This window comes from Scopulibacillus darangshiensis (assembly GCF_004341035.1).
GTDB classification, from domain to species: Bacteria; Bacillota; Bacilli; order Bacillales; family Sporolactobacillaceae; genus Scopulibacillus; species Scopulibacillus darangshiensis.
The window spans coordinates 79707-101069 of the sequence record NZ_SLXK01000013.1 but is presented as its reverse complement, the minus strand read 5'-3'; the positions used below and the strand labels follow the sequence as shown (position 1 = coordinate 101069).

At 39.1% G+C, this 21363-nt stretch carries 22 protein-coding genes, 3 pseudogenes and 1 other annotated feature; of the genes and pseudogenes, 16 read left to right on the top strand and 9 right to left on the bottom strand.

Features of this window, described 5'->3' with window-relative positions; all coding sequences use genetic code 11:
- Nucleotides 1-281 (bottom strand): annotated as a pseudogene (locus EV207_RS10840) (IS1634 family transposase); the annotation flags it as partial.
- Between the two features lie 537 nt (nucleotides 282-818).
- Between EV207_RS10840 and EV207_RS10835 the strand changes: the two are divergent.
- A complete protein-coding gene (locus EV207_RS10835) occupies nucleotides 819-2375 on the top strand; it encodes a malate:quinone oxidoreductase (RefSeq protein ID WP_132746173.1) in 1557 nt (518 codons plus the stop codon).
- A 186-nt stretch (nucleotides 2376-2561) separates the two neighbouring features.
- Here EV207_RS10835 and EV207_RS10830 read toward each other — a convergent pair whose 3' ends face one another.
- Nucleotides 2562-3116: a PTS sugar transporter subunit IIA gene (locus tag EV207_RS10830; RefSeq protein WP_165886908.1), complete on the bottom strand. Its 555-nt coding sequence runs from the start codon at nucleotides 3114-3116 to the stop codon at nucleotides 2562-2564.
- Nucleotides 3117-3249: 133 nt separating this feature from the next.
- Nucleotides 3250-3489: a helix-turn-helix domain-containing protein gene (locus EV207_RS10825; RefSeq protein ID WP_243647021.1), complete on the bottom strand. Its 240-nt coding sequence runs from the start codon at nucleotides 3487-3489 to the stop codon at nucleotides 3250-3252.
- Between the two features lie 104 nt (nucleotides 3490-3593).
- Here EV207_RS10825 and EV207_RS10820 point away from each other — a divergent pair.
- From EV207_RS10820 to EV207_RS10810, 3 genes and pseudogenes are all read left to right on the top strand, one after another.
- Nucleotides 3594-4007, top strand: a pseudogene (locus EV207_RS10820) (RraA family protein); the annotation flags it as partial.
- 22 nt (nucleotides 4008-4029) lie between these two features.
- A pseudogene (locus tag EV207_RS10815) lies at nucleotides 4030-4597 on the top strand (ATP-binding protein).
- 147 nt (nucleotides 4598-4744) lie between these two features.
- Complete coding sequence (locus EV207_RS10810) at nucleotides 4745-5518, top strand: phosphotransferase family protein (RefSeq protein ID WP_243647019.1); 774 nt, start codon at nucleotides 4745-4747, stop codon at nucleotides 5516-5518.
- A 636-nt stretch (nucleotides 5519-6154) separates the two neighbouring features.
- Here the strand turns inward: EV207_RS10810 and EV207_RS10800 are convergent.
- On the bottom strand, nucleotides 6155-7060 hold the full coding sequence (locus tag EV207_RS10800; protein WP_207902947.1) for a nuclease-related domain-containing protein: 906 nt from the start codon (nucleotides 7058-7060) through the stop codon (nucleotides 6155-6157).
- A 271-nt stretch (nucleotides 7061-7331) separates the two neighbouring features.
- Nucleotides 7332-7550: a binding site (T-box leader), on the top strand.
- 42 nt (nucleotides 7551-7592) lie between these two features.
- Here EV207_RS10800 and EV207_RS10795 point away from each other — a divergent pair.
- Genes EV207_RS10795 through EV207_RS10785 form a run of 3 tightly spaced genes read left to right on the top strand, consistent with a single transcriptional unit; the run spans nucleotide 7593 to nucleotide 10746 of the window.
- Nucleotides 7593-9455 carry an arginine--tRNA ligase gene (locus EV207_RS10795; protein ID WP_132746170.1) on the top strand — a complete coding sequence of 621 codons (1863 nt, stop codon included), beginning with the start codon at nucleotides 7593-7595 and terminating at the stop codon, nucleotides 9453-9455.
- 34 nt (nucleotides 9456-9489) lie between these two features.
- A complete protein-coding gene (locus EV207_RS10790; RefSeq protein WP_132746169.1) occupies nucleotides 9490-10146 on the top strand; it encodes an SGNH/GDSL hydrolase family protein in 657 nt (218 codons plus the stop codon).
- Entirely contained in the window at nucleotides 10147-10746 is a 600-nt protein-coding gene (locus EV207_RS10785; protein WP_243647018.1) for a GNAT family N-acetyltransferase, read from the top strand.
- A 43-nt stretch (nucleotides 10747-10789) separates the two neighbouring features.
- On the opposite strand, the gene EV207_RS23895 is transcribed toward EV207_RS10785, so the two are convergent.
- Nucleotides 10790-11083, bottom strand: a complete 294-nt coding sequence (locus EV207_RS23895) for a TIGR04104 family putative zinc finger protein (RefSeq protein ID WP_165886907.1) — start codon at nucleotides 11081-11083, stop codon at nucleotides 10790-10792.
- A 237-nt stretch (nucleotides 11084-11320) separates the two neighbouring features.
- On the opposite strand from EV207_RS23895, the gene EV207_RS23010 reads away from it, so the two are divergent.
- Entirely contained in the window at nucleotides 11321-11476 is a 156-nt protein-coding gene (locus tag EV207_RS23010) for a hypothetical protein (RefSeq protein WP_165886906.1), read from the top strand.
- 76 nt (nucleotides 11477-11552) lie between these two features.
- On the opposite strand, the gene EV207_RS10775 is transcribed toward EV207_RS23010, so the two are convergent.
- Nucleotides 11553-11993, bottom strand: coding sequence for a DUF3888 domain-containing protein (locus EV207_RS10775; RefSeq protein ID WP_132746167.1), 441 nt, complete (start codon nucleotides 11991-11993; stop codon nucleotides 11553-11555).
- Nucleotides 11994-12113: 120 nt separating this feature from the next.
- Here EV207_RS10775 and EV207_RS10770 point away from each other — a divergent pair, with 120 nt between their 5' ends.
- Together EV207_RS10770 and EV207_RS10765 are read left to right on the top strand one after the other, a co-directional pair.
- Nucleotides 12114-12782 (top strand): SOS response-associated peptidase, encoded by a 669-nt coding sequence (locus EV207_RS10770; protein ID WP_132746166.1) that lies wholly within the window; start codon nucleotides 12114-12116, stop codon nucleotides 12780-12782.
- A 102-nt stretch (nucleotides 12783-12884) separates the two neighbouring features.
- A complete protein-coding gene (locus tag EV207_RS10765; RefSeq protein WP_132746165.1) occupies nucleotides 12885-13139 on the top strand; it encodes a hypothetical protein in 255 nt (84 codons plus the stop codon).
- A gap of 257 nt (nucleotides 13140-13396) precedes the next feature.
- Here the strand turns inward: EV207_RS10765 and EV207_RS10760 are convergent, their stop codons facing one another.
- On the bottom strand, nucleotides 13397-14290 hold the full coding sequence (locus tag EV207_RS10760; RefSeq protein ID WP_132746164.1) for an AraC family transcriptional regulator: 894 nt from the start codon (nucleotides 14288-14290) through the stop codon (nucleotides 13397-13399).
- Nucleotides 14291-14424: 134 nt separating this feature from the next.
- Between EV207_RS10760 and melA the strand changes: the two genes are divergently transcribed.
- A complete protein-coding gene (gene melA, locus EV207_RS10755; protein ID WP_132746163.1) occupies nucleotides 14425-15744 on the top strand; it encodes an alpha-glucosidase/alpha-galactosidase in 1320 nt (439 codons plus the stop codon).
- A gap of 84 nt (nucleotides 15745-15828) precedes the next feature.
- Here the strand turns inward: melA and EV207_RS10750 are convergent, their stop codons facing one another.
- Nucleotides 15829-16296, bottom strand: a complete 468-nt coding sequence (locus EV207_RS10750) for a DinB family protein (RefSeq protein ID WP_132746162.1) — start codon at nucleotides 16294-16296, stop codon at nucleotides 15829-15831.
- Nucleotides 16297-16501: 205 nt separating this feature from the next.
- Here EV207_RS10750 and EV207_RS10745 point away from each other — a divergent pair, with 205 nt between their 5' ends.
- Complete coding sequence (locus EV207_RS10745; protein ID WP_132746161.1) at nucleotides 16502-17050, top strand: GNAT family N-acetyltransferase; 549 nt, start codon at nucleotides 16502-16504, stop codon at nucleotides 17048-17050.
- A gap of 159 nt (nucleotides 17051-17209) precedes the next feature.
- Entirely contained in the window at nucleotides 17210-17863 is a 654-nt protein-coding gene (locus EV207_RS10740; protein WP_132746160.1) for an HD domain-containing protein, read from the top strand.
- A gap of 75 nt (nucleotides 17864-17938) precedes the next feature.
- Here the strand turns inward: EV207_RS10740 and pdxR are convergent, their stop codons facing one another.
- A complete protein-coding gene (gene pdxR / locus EV207_RS10735) occupies nucleotides 17939-19318 on the bottom strand; it encodes a MocR-like pyridoxine biosynthesis transcription factor PdxR (protein WP_132746159.1) in 1380 nt (459 codons plus the stop codon).
- Between the two features lie 141 nt (nucleotides 19319-19459).
- Between pdxR and EV207_RS10730 the strand changes: the two genes are divergently transcribed.
- From EV207_RS10730 to EV207_RS10720, 3 genes are all read left to right on the top strand, one after another.
- Nucleotides 19460-20071 (top strand): FMN-binding negative transcriptional regulator, encoded by a 612-nt coding sequence (locus EV207_RS10730; RefSeq protein ID WP_132746158.1) that lies wholly within the window; start codon nucleotides 19460-19462, stop codon nucleotides 20069-20071.
- A gap of 203 nt (nucleotides 20072-20274) precedes the next feature.
- Nucleotides 20275-20802, top strand: coding sequence for a GNAT family N-acetyltransferase (locus EV207_RS10725; protein WP_243647017.1), 528 nt, complete (start codon nucleotides 20275-20277; stop codon nucleotides 20800-20802).
- Between the two features lie 77 nt (nucleotides 20803-20879).
- On the top strand, nucleotides 20880-21308 hold the full coding sequence (locus EV207_RS10720; protein ID WP_132746157.1) for an NUDIX hydrolase: 429 nt from the start codon (nucleotides 20880-20882) through the stop codon (nucleotides 21306-21308).
- The last annotated feature ends 55 nt before the right edge of the window (nucleotides 21309-21363 follow it).

The window sequence follows — 21363 nt, the reverse complement described above, 5'->3', positions numbered from 1 at the left end:
CCTAAATTTTTACGATTTTTCTCATCGGTCTGAATGCGTTCTCCTTTGTCAATACTGAAAGCAATGGGAGAACGATCCGTATCCTGTTGCTTATTTATTCGTTGAATCTCTGCCGTAAAAAAGGTAATGGGATCGTCATATTGTTTTTCCAAATCATCTAGGTAGCCAAGGGATTTAATTGTTTTTGATCTGGTTGTTTTGGTGACCTTATCACGGTAACTATGTACGATAGACAAATATATTCGTCCAGTTTTTTTATTTTTCATTTTTCGAAGATACATATGACTTCCCTCGCGATATCAAAGCTTGAGATACCTATAGTATACTATATTAATCCATATAAATCCACATATAATTGACACAAAATTAAAATAAAAATACCCGAAACCAATAATAGTATCAACGGTTTCGGGTTATATGATTATTATAAGTACTGCAAAAGTAGGGGGCAAAGAGGCCTTTATTCATTGCAGAGGGGTAGTAAGTAATGGCTATCCCTTTGGATATAAGTGTAAATTATACTGGATTTAATTAATAGCTAAATAGTGGTATAATAGATATAGAATCATGAGTAAAAACAGGTTTTTAATTCCCCAGAATAATTTTATTAGCAATTATATATTTCAACCTAATTTGCCTACTTGGGTAATAGCAGCATTCAATAGCTTATAACTATCATATAATAATAGATATTTAATCTATAAATAATATTGAAATACTACACAGAAAAGGTGTGATTTTAGGTTCCGTCTGGGCTTTACTGTGACGCTTAAGCGGGAGCGCTTACACCCTTTCTGCAAATCTTAGGGTATAAGGATATGGTAAAAATGAGTAGCAGACAAACAGACGTTATCTTAATTGGTGCCGGAGTCATGAGTGCGACCTTGGGGACACTGCTGAAAGAATTAGTACCGGACTGGGAAATTACGGTTTTTGAAAAACTCGCAGACGGAGGAGAGGAAAGCTCCAACGAATGGAACAATGCAGGAACAGGGCATTCTGCATTGTGTGAGCTTAACTATACTGTCGAAAAACCGGATGGCTCCGTGGATATTAGTAAAGCTATCAATATTAATGAACAGTTTCAGCTTTCAAGGCAGTTCTGGTCTTATCTGGTAAATAGCAATTTATTACGTAATCCGCGTGACTTTATTATGCCATTGCCTCATATGAGTTACGTACATGGGAAACAAAATGTAGAGTTTTTGAAAAAGCGTTTTGAAGCCCTTTCAAACAATCCTCTATTCCAAGGGATGGAATTTTCCGATGACCCGGAAAAACTGATGGAATGGATTCCGCTTATGTTGAAAGACCGAACTTCAAATGAGCCTATAGCGGCAACAAAAATTGATACTGGAACTGATGTCAACTTTGGCGCTTTAACGCGTATGATGTTTGAACACTTAAAGAGTAATAATGTTGATATTAACTACCAACATAGTGTTAATGATATTAAACGTAATAGTGACGGATTATGGGAATTGAAAGTGAAAAATCTCGAAAGCGGTACAGTTGAACACCATACTGCAAAATTCGTCTTTATCGGCGCTGGGGGAGGAAGTTTGCATCTACTGCAGAAATCCGGCATTCCTGAGGGAAAACATATTGGAGGATTCCCGGTAAGCGGGCTATTCATGGTGTGTAACAATCCGGATGTTATAGAACAGCATCATGCAAAAGTATATGGCAAAGCTTCAGTTGGTGCTCCGCCAATGTCTGTTCCGCATCTCGACACAAGATATATCGGCAACAAAAAATCATTGCTATTTGGACCGTTTGCCGGCTTCTCGCCAAAGTTCTTAAAAAATGGTTCAATGTTGGATTTGGTAACGTCCGTAAAACCGGATAATCTCGTCACTATGTTGGCGGCGGGCGCGAAAAACATGCCATTGACAAAATACCTGGTCCAACAACTCATGTTATCGAAAGAACAGCGAATGGAAGAATTGCGTGATTTTATTCCGAATGCCAAAAGCGAAGATTGGGATTTAGTGGTAGCTGGCCAACGTGTGCAAGTTATCAAAGATACCGATTCCGGCGGCAAAGGAACGCTTCAATTTGGTACGGAGGTTGTGACTGGCGCTGATGGCTCGATAGCTGCATTGCTTGGTGCATCTCCAGGTGCTTCTACCGCTGTTCACGTCATGCTTGAGATCATACAAAAATGCTTCCCGCAACATTTAAAAGAGTGGGAGCCGAAAATATTAGAAATGATACCTTCTTATGGCGTATCACTAGTGGAAAACCCAGAGCTTTTCCACGAAATCTATATTTCAACAGCGCGGGCGCTTGGTCTAAGCGAAAACTTGCTGAACCAAGTTAATTCTTTGGATGCAGAAAAAGATGTGGAAACAAAGGTACTAGAAAAGGCTTAATCATTGTTTTTGATCAGTGGACAATCGTTCCCTGATGAAAAGATTGAAAAAGCAATGAATGAAAAAACAGGGATAAAATAAAATTAAAATACAGAACCTTTGATCCATCCTTGGATTGAAGGTTCTTTTCAAAAATTTGTATCCCTTAAATGGCATATGTGATCCTATAAGACAAGAGTGTTATAGTCAAACTTCCATTAATGATAAAAGGCTATTAATAAACCCATTATAATTTTTAGATTTTAATAACAGGTAAACATTTTCAGGTTCTGATAATATTTTGATAAAACTATCATAGATATCTCGAAAAATCCTTCTTTCGTCCTTATTAAGGGCAATAAGCGCTATGATTTGAATCGAATTATTTCCCCATTTAACCGGTTTATCATTAAGTACAATAGAAATAGCTGACTTTAGTGCGTTCATGTGCATCGAATGTGGTACAGCTACATTATTAAACGATGTAGAAGACATTCTTTCCCTTCCAATGATATCGTCAATTCCCCCATTTTCGATAAATCCTAACTGAACCATTTTATCTCCGATGAGCCTTATTATTTCAAATTCATCATATAAGTATATGTTTTGTTGGAACAGGTGTGGATCGAATAGGCTGATTAAATGGTTTTTTAGCTTAATATGACTTCGCTCTTTTTTAATTTTTGTGATACTGTGCTGAATCCTTTGAATGTCTTCTTCCAAAATAAATGGATTTAGCTGAATGATTTCATGGCCAGCCAATTTATGACCCTGCTTATTTCCATTTGTTCCCCAAAAGATTGTTCAAGCTTTTTTAACAACGGGATATGCATATTGTAGTATTCCGGACAGACAACAGTGCAGATAATTTTATTTTCAAGTACTTTTTGGCGCTCTAGGAAGGTACCAATGTGAAAGGCGATATACAATCCGACATGTCGTCTTCAAAAGGCCAAAAAATTCCACCTTTCTCTGCCCGTTTTACAACCTCCCTTATCGTGCTTCTAGAACAGGAACAGCTAGCTGCGATTCCCCTTTGACTAACTCCCTGGGCGTGAAGCCTAAGGATTTCACGATATTTAACCACAAAAAAACCTCCTATATAATGAATTTGCGCGTAATTGCGCAAATTCATTATATAGGAGTAGATGGATCTGTTCATGTCAGAGGTGGGTCTATTTTCTGTCAGAAGTGGGTCTAAAAGATGGCAAGGATGGAGCTATCCTATGTCCTTATTCAATTGTCATTGATACTAAGGGTGATCAATATCGAGCCATAGCCGGGGACTTTATTGTAGGGATTGCCCAAACGCTTGGTGTTAGTGCAATAGTTGTTGACGGTGTGATTCGTGATATTGTTGGGATTAAGAAACTTAATTTCCCTGTTTTTTCTAAGGGTACTGCAGTAGCAGCTAGCGGAAAAGCCGGAATAGGCGAAATTAATGTTCCAATTTCTTGCGGAGGGACGGCTGTTAATCCTGGGGATATTTTAGTCGGTGATTCAGATGGTGTTGTGGTTATACCACAGTCTGAGGAACAAGACATCTTGGAAAAATCATTGGACAAAATGAAAAAAGATGAGATCAGAGAAGAAGAGGTCTCTGGTAACATTGATGCGATTAAGCAATACTTAGATCATATGCTCTCTAAATAATTTCGAGGGAGTTTTTTCGTTTATGAAAAGATTAGTGATTATGACAGTCGGTAAAACCCATAGCGGGAAAACGACATTTGCTAAAGCTTTAGAACAACAATTGCCGTGCTCACTTGTGATTGATCAAGATAACCATGCCGAAATTCATCAACACCCATTACAACGCCTTACTTCCGAAACAAGGGCCTAACACCATCAAGTACGCCCTCACTCAAACAATTGTTGATTATGCAGTTGACCGGACCAATTATCACCTTATTCTTTGCAACTCAAATCGCGGTCGTGGAGGTCGTTTAAATCTGATTCAAGATTTTAAGAATAAAGGATTTACCAGTGTCCTCGTTCATTTTGATATTCCAGATCATGTTCTGGAAGAGCGTGTTGCTAAAAGTCAGCGCAGTACGATTATATTTAGGAGTGCCTCTACCTTTGAGGAAGTGCTTACTCGGCAACAAGCTGAGTCTCATAAAGCGGGCGTGACAGCACCAATAGAAGGCGAAGCAGATCATTTATTTGTCATCAAAGATGCTGATGAAGCTAGGTCCGTTTCTAGCGAAATTGTTAATATTGCCCGAGATTTGCTAGAGTAAACCTTTTGTAGAGGATTATTAATGATATAAAAACTAAGTGGAAGGAATGACATGCTTGGGAAACCCTATACGGACCGTGGATTGGGTAGAAAAAAGTAAAATCATAGATAATTATTAGATCAAGAAGAGACCTTAACTGTTTATCCAATGGATCATGGATTTGAAGCTGAAGTCATGAAGATATGTTCAAATAAAGATAGCTTTGTATTGAAGGTATGGAATAAGAACTCCAAACCTGATATTGGTTTCCAATACCGTTTATTGAAGGTTCTATTTGAACGAGGATTATCAGCCCCTAAACCGTTGGGCTGGGGGATTAATCCGAATGGAGACAAGGTTTTGTTAACAACATTTGACGGAACCCCGGTACTTAAAGTGAACGAGAAGAAAATGACAGAGATTGCGACGATTTTATCAAGAATACATCACATGCACGTTAAAGAGATTGGAAAAATACAACTTCCACGGTACGATTTCGTCGACTACTTTTTTCCCGGTGTAAGAGAAAATCCCGACATATTTCATGCTTTGAATGCTCTTGTCCAAACAACCCAAATAAAGCAGGAACATGTTATCCATGGTGATTTCCATTTACAAAATATTTTGGAGAAAGATGGCGGATACACCGTAATAGATTGGAAGAACGGACAATTAGGGGATCCCAGGTATGATTTCGCATGGTCACTAACCCTGAAAAAAATATACGTCTCAGAGCGGTTGGCAAATGTGTTTCGCTCCGCTTATCTATTGGATCATGCTATTCAGCTGAGAGACCTTGAACTTTTTGAAGCGTTGGCTTGTCTAAGATGGATCTTGCTTAATAGAATCGGTGGTGTACCCAAAGGTCATGTCACAAGAGATAGGGTGAAAGTTATACTATCTAAAAATCCATTTTTAAATGAACCTGAGTTTACTATATGAAATGATGGAGATCGAACATTTACTTTTTCGTTGGTTCGGATATATCCTAACTTTTGCAGTTCATTTGATTAAAAAACAGTCTTGCCCCCCGTATAAATAAAGGGATCTTGGCTGTTGTCGTTTGTCAAAAAGTTGTAGTGTAATTCACCCTTTTTTCGTTGCCACTAAAAAGAATAGTTCCGAATAAAAGCGTGGGAAATGTCTTTCATCCGGGCGATGAAAGACAAAAGTCGCTGAATGGGCAGGGGAAATGTCTTTCATTCAGGCGATGAAAGACAAAAGAGGGTGATTGAGCAAGGGAAATGTCTTTCATCCGGGCGATGAAAGACAAAAGTCGCTGAATGGGCAGGGGAAATGTCTTTCATCCGGGCGATGAAAGACAAAGGTTGGCGAAGGAGCAGGGGAAATGTCTTTCATCCAGGCGATGAAAGACAAAAGTCGGTGAAGAGGCAAGGGAAATGTCTTTCATCCAGGTGATGAAAGACAAAAGAGGGTGATTGAGCAAGGGAAATGTCTTTCATCCAGGTGATGAAAGGACAACATCGTATGAAATAACGGGCGAATTACCTTATAAAATCCTCAAAAGGAATAACCGGTGAATGATTCTTAGAAGGTTTAATAGGGTTCATTTTGTATTTATTCGTAGTAAGTCCATTGATGGATACCTACCATTTTATAATTCTTTTCTAGAATTCTTTTTATCCTTGTTTTAGACCCCACCACTTTGCACCATTCATGGATGATATTTGTAGTGACTTTTTGCTTAGGGAAAAGTAGTTTGAATTCAGCCACGCTTCTCATCACAGCCGCATCAACTGATTCCTCGTGGTCACACTCCATACAAACGCATTTCCTTCCTTCGACAGATAATAGAAACGAGTTGCACTTTGCACAAGTGATTCCTTTTTTCAATTGGTCATAATCATAAGTTGGTAATTGTTTAAAAGGAGAGGTTTTGATATGCAGCGAAATTAATTTGTCAGCCAACAGTTTGTGTTTCCGATTCAACTTTAAGGATGTTGTATTTAGGTTTTTCAAAAAACGGTTAATTTGAGTTGGGAAAATAAAAGGTTTGCCAAGAGGTGCTTGGTATAAAGTGAACTCGGGGTTGATAAAAACAACTGAAGAATGTACAGGGATTTTAAATCCCAAGCTTTGGAGCAGCTGGCGCAGTAAGGCTTCGCTACGACCTAATTGGTTGAGTGGATTTGTAATTTCCGATTTGGACTTGTTGTACAACCTATCTTGTTCGTAAAAATAATCACCATCATAATTTTTCACTTCGAAAAAATGCAGGGCATCTGAAAGAATAATAAGTGTGTCAATTTGAAACAGGGTGTTATTAAATTTAAGCAGCAAATCATTTAAAATAAGGCAGTCACAGTCTAGTTTTTCGGTCATGGAGTCAAATAGCACTTCTCCTTCGTAGCCCTTTTTAAGACTGAAATAGTATCGCTTGTCCTTGTCAGACAAAGTCATTCGCGTGTTTAAGGCCTTTAGGATCAGTAATTCCTCCGATTCAGTTCGCGATTTATAAAACACAGTCCACACCCTTCCCCATTTTGGAATTATAAGTTTATTATATCAAATATACTAATAGGTCAATAAAATTCCTAGTCTATTTAATAAATAAAAGTGGGAAAAATATAAGTAGGATGAATACCCTTATTTTTTGGGGTGTATATTTGGTTCGCAACTGGTCCGTAACTCAGGGAATTGTCAAAATAGCTCAAGATTAGAGCATCTAGTCCCAATATTTCCTGAATTGAATATTGACTTTTCCGTTGATTCGGATATAATATTACAAAATACTCCAAATTCTAGGATTGGGAGAGTAACTGCTGACACAAGTCAAAGCGAGCCGGGATGGTGGGAGCCGGTACTCGAGTTAACAGTGAAACGGACCCATGAGAATGACTTCTGAACGATTCAGTAGGAAGTCACGGCCAAGACCGTTATCTGACCAGAGTGGTTAAACGTATGTTTATCAACAAGAGTGGTACCGCGAACGCTAATAGCCTTCGTCTCTTTTATAGAGACGGGGGCTTTATTTTTTTGGAGGAGGTTTTTTAAAATGATAATCCAGTTGATGATAAACAGCATTGAAAAGTCCGTGAAGAATCTTTTTAATGAATTAGGTCTTCACTACACCGGTGATTTAAAAATTTCTGTCGAACAACCTGCCCATTTGGAGCACGGCGATTATTCAACGAATGTTGCTATGCAGCTTGCTAAAGTCTTGCGCAAGCCGCCAATACAAATCGCGGGCATGCTGAAAAACAAGCTGGAAGATGAGGGTTACATAGATAACTTGGTTAACAAAATCGAAGTCGCCCCTCCCGGATTTATTAATATGACGATTGATTGGAAAGAGTGGGCTCAGAGGGCATTCACTTTGCCTTTGAACAATGGCGAAAAGGTCGTTGTCGAACATACATCGATCAATCCCAACAAATCGGCCCACATTGGTCACTTAAGGAATTCTTGCATTGGGGATGCCCTTGTCCGTCTTTTAAAAAGAACCGGATATAACGTTGAAGTGCACAATTATATTGATGACTTGGGAAACCAGCTTGCTGACACGGTTGTAGGATTGATGAATATTCCCGAAAGATCCGAGCATTCACGCTTTGGTGACTTCTGCTGGGATATCTACTCTAGGGTTAATAAGGAATATCAAGAAAATCCTACATTACTTGAAGAAAGGACCAAAGTTCTTCACTCACTGGAAAAGGGAAATGAGAATTTATCCTGGATTGGGTTACTTGCAGCTGAACGGATTGTACGTGAACATCTCGAAGAAATGAAGGCGTTCGGCATTGACTATGACTTGTTAGTATGGGAGAGCAATATTGTAAGGGAAGGGTTTTGGACATCTGCTTTTGACTTGCTGAGACAAACAACGCTATTTTACCAGGAAACCTCCGGCAAGCTTGCAGGGTGCTGGTTATTAAAACAGTCTTCTTCTGATATTGAGAAGAATGAATCAGAACATAACATGGATAAAGTTTTGGTGCGTTCAAACGGTCTTTTAACTTATACAGCAAAGGATATCGCCTATCACCTGTGGAAATTTGGATTGCTTGAAAAAGATTTCTTGTATAAACGCTTCTCAGAAGACCTGTGGACGACACATGCGAATGGCATCCATTCACCATTCGGCAGGGCGGATATCGTCATAAATGTCATCGACCACAGACAAGAATACCCGCAGGCAATGGTTAAGCAAGCACTTGAAATCTTAGGGTACACAAAACAAGCCGAGCAGCTCCGTCATGTCAGCTACGGCGTGGTTTCTTTAAGTCCGGCGGCTGCAAGGGAACTTGGCATCGATACGACAGACGGCAAGGCATCGTACGCCATGTCTGGCAGACAGGGAATCGGGATTAAAATATCTGATTTACTCGACCGTATGGAAGGTATAATTGAAACAAAGCGTTCGGATAAAAATGGTTTGTCCAGCAGAATTATTGCAGCCGCAGCAATCCGTTATTACCTTCTTCGATACAACTTATTAACAGAGGTCGTTTTTGACATAGAGCAGGCGACTGAGGTAACCGGAAATACAGGGGTATATTTGGTGTATGCTTATGCTCGTGCTGTTAGCATCCTAAATAAAGCTGAAGTTGAATTTAATATGATGCCAGAGGTGCCGGAAGAGATAAAGCAGATGGAAAAGTGCGAATACGCATTGCTCAGACATATCGCAGCTTGGCAAGATACCTTATATACTGCCAGTAACGAACTATCGCTGAACACGATATGCAATTACGCTCATGAGCTCGCGACATTGTTCAACAGTTTCTATGCCGCTTGCCCAATAATGAAGGCGGGCGAAGACAAAAAAGCCTTTAGAATTTGGCTCACCTATAAATTCAAAGAAACCATTGGTGATGCACTAACGGTTCTAGGGCTGCCGACATCAAGCCGTATGTAGGAAAGGGGAAAATGATTTGGAGGGGATGTCAATCATGAAATTAAATAAGGGGCAAAAGTTATTATTTATAGGAGATTCCATTACGGATTGTGAACGAGTAAAGCCTGCTGGAGAAGGGAAATTCGGTGCGCTTGGCAATGGCTATGTTTCATTCGTAGACGGTCTCTTGCAGGCAGTTTATCCGGAACTCGGGATTCGAGTCGTTAATAAAGGGATTAGCGGAAACACGGTTCGAAATTTAAAGGATAGATGGCAAGAGGATGTTCTTGATCAGAAACCGGATTGGTTATCGATTATGATTGGTATTAACGATGTATGGCGGCAGTACGATACGCCATTCATTAAAGATTGGCATGTTGGATTGGATGAATACCAGGAGTCGCTTCGGAAGTTGGTTAATGAGACAAAACCGTTTGTTAATGGCATGGTATTGATGACGCCTTACTACTTGGAGAGTAATGAGCATGATGCGATGCGCCGGACAATGGATCAATACGGTGCTGTTGTAAAACGTATTGCGGAGGAAACGGGCTGTTTATTTATAGATACGCAGGCAGCCTTTAATCAAGTGTTAAAAGAACTTTACCCTGCAACACTGGCGTGGGACCGGGTTCACCCAAGTACTGCCGGACACATGGTTATTGCGAGAGCTTTCCTAAGAGAAATTGGATTTGATTGGGATAAAGTGTAGATGATGACGGAACCCAGGATCAGAAGATTTAACCCAGAAGATGAAAAGGAATGGCTCCGCCTTCGAGTCTTATCATTTTTAGACACTGCCTATTACGATAATGTTTTGAAAGAAAAAGAGAAATATGATCGTCCATCGATTGAATTAGTGGCAGAAATGAACGACCAAATTGTCGGAATGATCGATATAGAATACGAAAGTGAAGAGGGTACGGTTTGCTCAAGGGGAAAAGGGCTCGGCGGGATGATCTGGCATATTGCCGTTCACCCCGACTTTCAAAGCAAAGGAATAGGCAAACATCTCTTATATGAATCAGAAAAAATAGCAAAGGAAATTGGCTTGAATAGATTAGAAGCATGGACACGAGATGATGCCTGGGTAAACGAATGGTATGAAAAAAACGGCTTTGCTAAAGTGGATTCCTATTTGCATATCTTTATGGATGGGGAAGAGGAACTTAAGGGTGTTTTAAAAAGTGAAATTCCCAAATGCCGCCCTATCCAGGCATTTGCACATTATGTGGGGGATGATAGGGAATGGGCAAAGAATAAATTTAAGAGAGTGCATGAGTGTTTTTGTTATGTAAAGGATTTAATCTAGGAGGTCAATATGTAGCATGGCCGCTATTTAACTACTGATTTGACTATTTGGGCGACACCTCTCTTTTACATAACTCAGTCATAAAAGGCATTAATAAGATGTTAAGAACAATAATTGTTATCGATAAAATCAGGCTGTAAATGTACGGTACTTCAAAAAGTGGGAAGGCAATCCAAATTAAAGGGATAATAAGGCCGAACCATGATATCCGCTGAGCGGATTTAGATGAAATGAAGTTTGTGTAACCGCAGTAAGGACATTTCTTCTCCTTTTTAAATGACCTTCGGAATATTTGTTTATAAGACCATTGCCGATTACAATTTTGACATACCGCCATCAAAATCATCCTTTCATTACTATACCCCAGGTTTTTCTGTTGCTAAAATTATAACATTGGATTTAAATACACCAATCATCATGAAAACGACTTTTCTATAATTGTCTTTTCTAGGAATCAGTTCAACATAACCGCATCCGGTGGAGATATTACAATTGCGAATAAAGGGCATTTGAAGAAGTATATAGAACAATTATACAGATTTGTTTGCAGATTATGTATAGGGTGTTGAGGCTGTTGAAAAAAATTATACTAAAGTTTGGTATGGCTTTTTTACGATTTTTAGTGGGGATTGGTGCAATTGTGATAGCTATTAAGGGTTTGACAGATGGCATATGGGCGACTTTATGGATGTCCATAATGGGTACTTATTTATTAATAGGCGGTTTTTAAAGTGAAAAATCATTCCCCAGTAAAAAATCAAATGAAAAAAGGCACTTAAAAGTTGACCGTGCCTTTTCTGAACTATTTATTTTTTGGGGTGATGATCATAGCCCAACATTTTTATTTTTACTCCCATATCTGAGTCATGCTGGATACCGAAAGTAATTGAATCGGTTCCTAAAGGCTTTGTATTTTTGTAGGTTAGAACAGTAAATTTTATTGTAAAAGCAAATTGTTGTTTTTTACCTTTATAGGGATACTCTAAAATATGGCCTTTTTCAGATTGGTCTACTTCGACGACGTCATAATTTTTGTCCCACCAGTTATATTGCATCCGTATTGAGTCATCCTTATAATAATTGGTTACTGCATCATGAATCCTTTGATCGAATAGTGTTAAATAGAGCTGATCGGATGCTTGTTCCATTCCTTTTGAATCGTGTTTATGTTTAGGACGGCTTTCTGCGTGAACAAGCGGCATATTGCTGGCAAAAGTTAATAAAGCAATGATAAATAGACATATCATTTTTTTCAGTGTAAACACCTCCTTAAAGTTAATATTTGTAAGTCATCTATTTTTATTCATGTAGGAGCCGAAGAGGAAAGGAAAAGCCTTTATATTAAATTCAAAACGGAGGTTGTACAGATGTGCGGACGTTTTACATTATTCACGGACTTGGACGTTCTTATTGATCAATTTAATCTTTTTAATTCGGGTGAGATTCAATATCAGCCCCGGTATAACATTGCTCCTTCCCAGCCGATATTATCAGTAATTAATGATGGTAAAAATAATAGAGCCGGCTTTCTCCGTTGGGGGCTCGTCCCGTCTTTTGCAAAAGACAAATCGATTGGCTACAAAATGATTAATGCCAGAGCGGAAACAATCGATGAAAAGCCGACATTCAAAAGGCTGCTGGCAAGGAGACGCTGTCTCATAATTGCCGACAGCTTCTATGAATGGAGAAGGGATGAAGGCAAAAAAACACCAATGCGTATTCATATGTTAAATAATGACCCATTTGCGCTTGCAGGCCTTTGGGACAGATGGGAGTCCCCCGATGGTGAAGAAATCACCTCATGCACCATCATTACGACAAAGCCTAATGATTTGATGAAAGATATCCATGATCGCATGCCAGTGATTCTGTCAAAAGAAGATGAGGGGATGTGGCTTGATCGGTCAGTTAACGACAAACAAGTATTGAAGCAATTACTGGTCCCTTATGATGCGGAAAAGATGGAGGCTTATGAAGTTTCTAATGTAGTCAATTCACCAAGGAATGAAATGAAGGAATGCATTAGGGAGGTGTAAAATAGCGTAATGAGTTGGAGTACCTTGGGATTAGAATTGAAGAATTCATAACCTCCTATGTTATACTTAGGGAAAATAAGTACCAGAAAGGGATGGATTGATATGAAGTGGTATGCCGTTCGTAAAATGTATCCCAATCAATTTGTAAAATTAAAGGCTCTGTCATCAAAGGTAGCTAATGGACAAGAAATGATCGAAGATGTGGCTCTGATCGGAGTGGTTGAGGATAGAAATGCAACAAACGAACTGTTAAAGTCCAAAGGTGATGAATTTGTGTATCATACTACTCACGAAAACATCGTACTTGAAATCCGAAAAGATGTAGGATTAAGGAGATTTTCAGAATGTGGAAATTGATTTTAACGATTTTGGTTACAAGGATATCAATGGATTGCTTGGGTTAGGTTTATTGATGAGAGCAGGCTATAAGATTGATTTGTTAAACTTAAAATTAGAATGAATTTTAGTTTTCTTGTTAAATGCTATAATTTTTTACCTTTGCACCTCAAAAACCACCTTACTGTTTTTAGCCATACCTTCTCCCTCAATCATTATCTGACGATTCAAATTCGCTTACCTTTCTCCATACTTTTCCCTCTTTATAGCTGCGCCAATTAATCAATGACAACACGGTTAAGCGGGACTTGCCGTATATTTTCACGGAAACGGCCCGCTGATTCACCGACGGATTTGCGGAAAGCCTTGCTGAAATAATTAGGATGTTCATAGCCAACTTGCTTTGCTATGTCCTTAATAGAAAGATCCGTATGAGACAATAACTCGATCGCTTTTTCCATTCTGATTTTCACTAAATGCTGTTTGGGAGTAGCCCCCGTGTATTTCCGAAATTGCTGGATGAAATAATACCTTGATAGATTGACATGTTCGGAAATATCCTCTAAAGTAATGGGCTCTGAAAAATAGGATTGCATGAACAATTGGGCATTAACAATTGGTTCAGGGAGAAGGACTTGCCTGTTTTCAAGATTTTTAGCATAACGATAACTTTCCATAATAAATTCGTAGGCCCTGGCAGATGCGACATATCCGTCTTGAATAAGCCCTTCTGCGGCTTCATGATTCATTTTTCGCAACAACTGAATCATAGCAGCATCAGGAGGTATTTTTGCGATGTGTCCTATTTCCTGAATCAGATAATCCCAGCAAGCCTCTGCCTTTTCGCCAACTAGAGTCAGAAACATAAACTCCCATGTTTCGCTTGTCTCAGGGAAAAAGTAGCGGTGGTCACCTGGGACTTTGACGATAAAAGCATCTCCCGCTTTTAAAGAATGGGCTTTCCCGCCGTATTCAATTCTCCCTTCGCCATTCAATGTGTATTGGAAAATGTAAGCACCAGATTCTTCCCTTGTCCGTCCATTCCAATCATAATCGGTTGAAGTCCTGATCTCCCATCCGACATTCCAAATATTCGCGAATTCTCCGATGGCATCCTTATAAAAACGAAAGCCATAATAGCCATAAGGTTTGTCGTTACCATTAGACAGCAATTTACTACCCTCCTAACGCACAATCTTACCATTGAATCGCTTTCAAACCTTTTCTATGATGATTATAACAACATTTTGAATGATTTGAATAGAGTCATTTGAAAAGCAATAATCTTTCGTTTAGGAGGTTTGTTATGGCAAAGATTACGTTTATCGGTGCTGGGAGTACGGTGTTCGCAAAAAACGTATTAGGTGATTGCATGCTTGTGCCTTCACTTGCTGGGTTTGAGTTTGCGTTGTATGATATTGATCCCATGCGCTTGGAGGATTCGGAAAATATGTTGAAGCAGCTAAAGGAGAATTTGCAAAGCGATATCAATATTAAAGCCTATTCTGATCGGAGGGAGGCGCTAAAAGATGCCAAATATGTGATCAATGCGATCCAAGTAGGAGGTTACAAGCCGAGCACGGTGATCGACTTTGAGATTCCCAAAAAATACGGACTGCGCCAAACGATCGCTGATACTGTCGGGATCGGCGGCATTTTCAGGACTCTCAGGACAATTCCGGTGATGTTTAATTTTGCAAAGGAAATGGAGAAGGTGTGCCCGGATGCCTGGCTGTTAAACTACACAAATCCAATGGCGTCGCTTACAGGAGCGATTCTCCGTCATACCAATGTAAAGGCTGTCGGCTTATGCCACAGTGTCCAAGTCTGTTCGAAAGGGCTCCTTAAGTCGCTTGATCTCCCTTCGGACGGAATCGAAGAAAAAATCGCAGGCATTAATCATATGGCTTGGTTACTCGAGATCAAAAGACATGGGAAGGACCTTTACCCGGAAATTAAGAGAAGGGCCAGAGAAAAACAGAAGACAAAGCATAATGATATGGTCCGTTTTGAGTTAATGGATAAATTCGGGTATTATGTGACGGAATCCTCTGAACATAATGCCGAATATCACCCCTATTTTATTAAACAGCGCTATCCGGAATTGATCGGCCGTTTCAACATCCCATTAGATGAATACCTTCGCCGCTGCGAACAACAAATCAAGGGTTGGGAAAAGATGAGACATGAGCTTGTTCAAAACGCTGAATTGACACACGAAAGATCGCAGGAGTATGGCTCGAGGATTATTGAAGCGATGGAGACCAATAGCCCTTTTAAATTCGGTGGAAACGTATTGAACACTGGCCGTTTGATCAGTAATTTGCCGAAAAAAGCTTGTGTCGAAGTGCCTTGCGTCGCTGACCGAAGCGGTGTCACGCCATGCTACGTTGGCGATCTTCCCGAACAGCTGGCAGCTTTGAACCGTACTAACATCAATACGCAACTGCTAACGATTGAGGCGACAGTGACACAAAATAAGGACTATATCTATCAGGCAGCGCTGCTTGATCCGCATACGTCGTCAGAACTATCCATAGATGACACTATTAATTTGTGTGATGACCTATTGGAAGCCCATGGAGACTGGCTCCCAGCGTTTTCAAAACCTTTGGCAGCAAAATAAAAATTAACAGGCTTTACCGGCAGCGGTCCTGGGGTGGCCTGTTGGTAAAGCCTAAATCTCCTTATATCTTCAGAAACTGCTCTATTAAGAATCCATACACTTTTTAATATCTAGGATGGTTTGCAGATGCATTCCCTCGTGAAAAAGTGTATAAATGAGGACTTGTTCAATCGTTTGCAGATCCCACATTTCTGTTGGCTCAAACGTTTCATCTAACCTTTCGCCATATGTATATCTGATTTTGGCGGGCTGTTCCTTAAGTAACATTCTCAATTCCTCAAGCGAAGGTGTTTCGGCTGTAAAGTTGTCAGGGGAACTGCCCCATCCAAACCATTCGTCGAATTCCGTAGGGACATCAGCCTCTTCTCTAGTAACATTCTTTATCCACATATATTGCTCAACGAAGACATGACCAGCATTCCACCGGATATTATTTTTGAAGCCTTTAGGAATAATCTCCGCTTCTTCCTCGGTGATATTTCCCAATACCTTCAAAAGATAGCCTCTATAGTTTTCTAATTGATTAAAAAAAACGTCATGACGCCGATTCACTTGCAACCCTCCCATAATTTATATAAATTATTATTCTACAAGCGGGACTATATTCCTTTAAAATGGCAGCAGCACTTTCTCGGTATATAAATTAGCTTTTCATCTCTCCCGATTGATTTATTCCTTGAACTAAGTAATGCTTGAAAGTGAAAAAATGATAATGATCATCAAAGTTGTTTCATTAATCCAGAAAGGAAGGAATTCGATGACGAAAGAATTTCCTGTAATTGAAACAAGAAGATTAATATTAAGAGAAGTAACTGTAGATGATGCCAATGATATGTTTGCATATTTATCCGATAAAGCCGTTGTTAAGCCGATGGGATTGGATCCTTTCCAAACGGTAAAAGACGTATGGGATGAAATTGGCTGGTATAAATCAATATTCGAAGAAGGCACAGGAATGAGATGGGGAATCACACCAAAAGATTCTGGTAAGGTTATAGGAAGCTGCGGTTTTCTTAATATGCGTACCAAACATTACCGTGCCGAAGTTGGCTATGAACTAAGCAGAGATCACTGGGGAAAAGGGATAGCCAATGAAGCTTTGAAAGCCGTTATCAGGTATGGTTATCAACATTTTCTGTTAGAAAGAATTGAGGCTCTAATTGAACCTATGAATCTCCCGTCACAAAAACTAGTGGAAAAACTGGGTTTTAGAAGAGAAGGTTTGCTCAGGCATTATGAATTTACTTGCGGTAAATTTGACGATTTATATATGTATTCCATCATAAAAGAAGATGTCGATTTTTAAAGGTCATAATGCAGTGCGCGGGTTAGTCAAAAAAAGAAATCTAGGATATCTTATAGAATTGGTTTAAAGGTGTCTTTAAAATTGAAGCCGTTTCATTAATGGCTTTCTGAGTAAAAAATAGGAAAAGCCGATTCGGGATAATAAAGGGAGGGACTGAAATTGAATACAAAAGAACATATTATTAAGGCAGCTAGGGAATTTGTGTATGCGGAACTCGGCGGGGATAGCAGCGGCCATGACTGGTGGCATGTTCATAGAGTGACGGAAATGGCAAAAACCATAGCAAGGAAAGAGAATGTAAATGTTTTTGTTTGTGAGCTTGCAGCATTATTGCATGATGTAGCCGATGAAAAACTGAATCAAGATGAAGAAACTGGTGTTAATAAGGTTAAAACATGGATGGATGATCATGAAGTTGATGAGGTGTCCGCTGCGCATATTTTAGAAATTATAACAACTATGTCATTTAAGGGTGGGACACAGAAAAAGGAAATGAGCACATTAGAGGGTAAAATTGTACAAGATGCAGACCGATTAGATGCCATAGGTGCTATCGGGATTTCCAGGGTCATGTGCTATGCAGGTTTTAAGGGACGTCCGATTCATGACCCCGATATGAAGCCAAGAGAAAACTTGACATTGGAAGAATATCGTTCGGGTAAAGATACCGCCATTATGCATTTTTATGAAAAGTTACTAAAACTTAAAAGTACGATGAACACTCATACAGCTAAAGAACTGGCAGTCGGAAGACATCAATTTCTCGAAACCTATTTAGAACAATTTTATGCTGAATGGGATGCAAAGAAATAGATTAAAAGGTATTAATAGAAGATTGGGGTCGAGATAAATGTCAACGCCAAAGATTGAATATTATCCTGCATGTTTTTAAGACCAAGCCTTTTTTAAGAGCTTTACACCATGCTGGATGTCATCGCAAGAAAGATTACTAAAACCAAGTTTAATAATCGGTTTATCAGAATGATTTTTAACGACATAGAGTAAAGTTGGATACACTTTAACACCATACAAAGAAGCGCGCTGGATTAGCCATTCTTCTGAACGGTCAAGGTGTACTTTGATTAATACGTATAAACCAGACTGTTCCCCAATAATGGCTATATTTTGCTCGAATTCTTTTTTTAATACTGATACCAAGTGCTGCATTTTCCGTTTATAGACAAGACGCATGCGTTTAACATGGCGAGTCCATTCTCCGCTTTCCATAAATTTAGCCATTGAGAGTTGGCTAAGAAGTGAAGTGGTGCTCTCGAAATGAAGGAATTGATGTTTATAACGATTTAAAAGCGGCTGTGGCAACACCATATAACTTAATCGAATTCCTGGAAGAAAGGACTTTGAAAAATTCCCCAGATAAATGACTCTTGCTGAATCAATGGAAGCTAGAGCCGGAAATGGTTGTTGTGTATAGCGAAATTCACTATCATAATCGTCTTCAATAATATATCCATGTATCTTGTCAGCCCAATGAATAAGCGTTTGCCGTTGTTGAATGGACATGCTTACCCCGATTGGACTGTGATGGGAAGGCGTTACATAGATTAATCGTGATGCCATTTGTTCTAATTGTAAAAAGTCAGCACCTGTTTCATAAACTGGTAACGTTTCAAGCGTGAACCGATGAAATTGAAAAGCTTCCCTAGCGCCATCATAACCAGGGTCTTCTACTATAATACTTTGGAAATCATCCCTCAGTATCTTCCCAAGATGGATCAACATTTGTTGGGTGCTGCTGCCGATAATGATGGCATCAGCATCCGTTTGCACCCCGCGGGATTGGAGCAAGTATGTGGCAATTTGATCACGCAGACACATTTCACCAAAGGGTTCCCCGTATAGAAAGCTCTCCTGTAGCGTTAAAACTTGATTGGCAATTCTCCTCCAGATTTTTAAAGGAAAATGGGTTTGATCTACGGCGCCTGCTCGGAAATCAATGAGGGCAGGCGTCTCCGACTCCGTTTGCTTTTTATTATGAGTGATTAACGGTTCTCGAAACAATTGAGGCTCTAATTTATTTGCAAAATAACCTTTTCGCCCTTCTCCGTGAATATAGCCCTCAGCTACAAGTTGAACATAAGCCATTAATGTTGTATTGCGACTTACTTGAAGGGAGTCCGCAAGTTGACGAATAGAGGGTAATTGCTCATTAGCCAGTATGTTGCCTTGTTCAATAAATAATTTGAATTGCTCGTAGATTTGTTTGTATTTGGGGGAGTCATCCTTAAAAGTAAAAATGGTATTATTCATTACATATCACCTCTGACATGTGTACTTTTTTAATATTGTACCTTTTTAAATGTCAGTTTGTATAATATTATATCTCCTAACGGATATTCATTTTTAATGTTGCAAGCCTGTTGTATTTAAAAAGTTGAAAGGAGACTTTTTATGTATATCCCTAAGCAATTTAATATAAAAGAATTGGCAGCAGCCTACGATGTCATACAGGAGAATAGTTTTTCAACATTGTTTTCGCTGCATGAAGGAATGCCATTCGCGACACATTTACCTCTGCTTTTGAATAAAGAGAAAGACTGTTTGTATGGCCATTTTGCCCGTCCGAACCCTCAGTGGAAGGATATTAGGAATCAAACAGTCTTAGCTGTTTTTCACGGTCCTCATTGTTATATCTCTCCCTCATGGTATGAGACGAATAAAGCAGTGCCAACATGGAATTATGTGACTGTTCATGTCTACGGGGAACTCGAACTTATAGAAGATGAACATGAGTTAATGGACTCCTTGAATGACATGGTATTGAAGTATGAAGCTCCTGATAGTTCTTACCGATTACAAGATGTCGATGCTAAGTTTCTCGCCGGCATGAGCAAAGGTGTTCAAGGATTCAAAATAAAAATCAATAAGATTGAAGGGAAAGCAAAGTTAAGTCAAAACCATTCATCACAACGGCAAGAGCTGGTTATTAATCAGTTAGAACAGATTTCATATACGGATGAGCAACAGATTTCCTCGTTAATGAAGGCAAATTTAAAAAAATAATGTGTAAATGAAAATGGCCATCAAAAATGAAAAGGAGGGATTTTATGCAAAAGTTTATCATTGAAGACGATTTTTGGTCGTTATTCCCTAAAGCAAAGATAGGCGTCGTTTGATTATTTATGGTTAACCAAAATTTTGAAAAGGATTTTGCCCTAGGAGATCGAACTTTTGTAATAGAAAGCCACTTTGAGGGGATGGATAGGTTGGTAGTTAAATATGATACGGAAGTAAATATTCGAAAGGGTCAATTAAAGGATGCAAAACAAATATTAGAGATCCAGCAAAATGTTATCGCTGAACACGATTATTTGATAACTGTTCTGGATGAATTCAATAAGACAATTGAGCAACAAATTGATTGGATGCATAGCATTTTAGAAAATGATAGAGAAACAATAATTGTAGCTGAAATAAGCGAAAAAACTGTTGGCTGGATTGTATGCCAATCGCCAGGCCGGAAAAGGCTGTCTCACATCGGCTCGCTTGGGATGATGATAGACAAAAATTATAGAGATTCAGGGATTGGCAAGAAACTTATTAATGAGGTAATAAATTGGGCTGTAAATAACCCAATGATTGAGAAATTAAGTCTAGGCGTTTTATCCACAAATCATAGAGCAATAGCTTTATACACAAGGATGGGTTTTGTAGAGGAAGGACGTAAAATGAGAGAAATTAAGATGGATGAAAATGAATATGTTGATGACATTCTTATGTATAAATTGGTTTGATCGCAACTAAATGGTGAAATAGGGCAACGAGCCTTTAACGGGTATGGAAGTTAATAAGAAAGGCAGGGCTTTTTTACGTGTTCTATATCAATGTAGAAGGAGCCGTTTTTAAAGAGGATAAATGGTTGATCATTGGACGTAGTATGATGGAAGGACATGCTGGAGGGCTGCTATCACTTGTTGGTGGTACGGTGGAAAATGAGGGTAATGCCAGGGGTATTTTGGAAGGAACTCTAAGAAGAGAACTTTACGAAGAGGTAGGAATAACAATAAAAGATGATATAAAATATGTTAGAAATACGTCCTTTATATTGGATGATGGAAGCGAAGTTGTAGATATTGTTTTTCTTTGTGAATTGGATAAGGGTGAACCTTTTGCAAAAAGCCCTGATGAAGTTGATGGTGTCTACTGGATGGCAACCCACGAAATACTCAACCATTCAAAGGCTCCCATTTGGTTAAAAGAAAGTATACAAGAGGCGGAAGCACTTATTAAAAATAAATGAGCCTGAAGAAGTGTGTATTAAAAACCTAAGAAATAAGCCATTCCTTATGACCCAC